General features: G+C 62.9%; 1 protein-coding gene. It reads right to left on the bottom strand.

The window, feature by feature from the left end; translation table 11 throughout:
• On the bottom strand, positions 1–1,166 hold a 1,166-nt coding region (gene tuf, locus AC07OX_RS31635; RefSeq protein WP_495263238.1), incomplete at its 3' end, for an elongation factor Tu.
• Positions 1,167–1,171: the final 5 nt, after the last annotated feature.

Below are 1,171 nucleotides of genomic sequence, written 5' to 3' on the forward strand. Positions count from 1 at the left end.
CCCGAACCCACGGTACGGCCGCCTTCACGGATGGCGAAGCGCAGGCCTTCTTCCATCGCGATCGGGTTGATCAGCTTCACGGTGATGCTGACGTTGTCGCCGGGCATGACCATTTCCTTGTCCGCGGGCAGCTCGATCGCGCCGGTCACGTCCGTCGTGCGGAAGTAGAACTGCGGACGGTAGTTGTTGAAGAACGGCGTGTGACGGCCGCCTTCGTCCTTGGACAGGACATACACCTCGGCGGTGAAGTGCACGTGCGGCTTGATCGAGCCGGGCTTGCACAGCACTTGGCCGCGTTCGACTTCTTCGCGCTTCGTGCCGCGCAGCAGCACGCCGACGTTGTCGCCAGCTTGACCTTGGTCCAGCAGCTTGCGGAACATTTCCACGCCGGTGCAGGTGGTCTTGACGGTGGGGCGGATACCGACGATTTCGATTTCTTCGCCGACCTTGATCACGCCGCGCTCGACAGCGCCAGTCACCACGGTGCCGCGACCCGAGATCGAGAACACGTCTTCCACGGGCATCAGGAACGTGCCGTCCACAGCGCGCTCAGGCGTGGGGATGTACGTGTCCAGGGCTTCTGCCAGCTTCATGATGGCGCCTTCGCCCAGGTCGCCCTTGTCGCCTTCCAGGGCGAGCTTGGCCGAGCCGTGGATGATGGGGGTGTCGTCGCCGGGGAATTCGTACTTGTCGAGGAGTTCGCGAACTTCCATTTCGACCAGCTCGAGCAGTTCCTTGTCGTCGACCATGTCGCACTTGTTCAGGAACACGATGATGTAGCCCACGCCCACCTGGCGAGCCAGCAGGATGTGTTCACGGGTCTGGGGCATCGGGCCGTCAGCGGCCGAGCACACCAGGATGGCGCCGTCCATCTGGGCAGCGCCGGTGATCATGTTCTTCACGTAGTCGGCGTGACCGGGGCAGTCCACGTGTGCGTAGTGGCGGTTGGCCGTTTCGTACTCGACGTGCGCGGTGTTGATCGTGATGCCGCGGGCCTTTTCTTCAGGCGCTGCGTCGATCTGGTCGTAAGCCTTGGCTTCGCCGCCGAACTTGGCCGACAGCACGGTGGCGATCGCAGCCGTCAGCGTGGTCTTGCCGTGGTCAACGTGACCGATCGTGCCCACGTTCACGTGCGGCTTGGTGCGGGTGAATTTACCTTTTGCCATTTTTC

Source organism: Variovorax sp. GW821-FHT09D07, assembly GCF_059416345.1.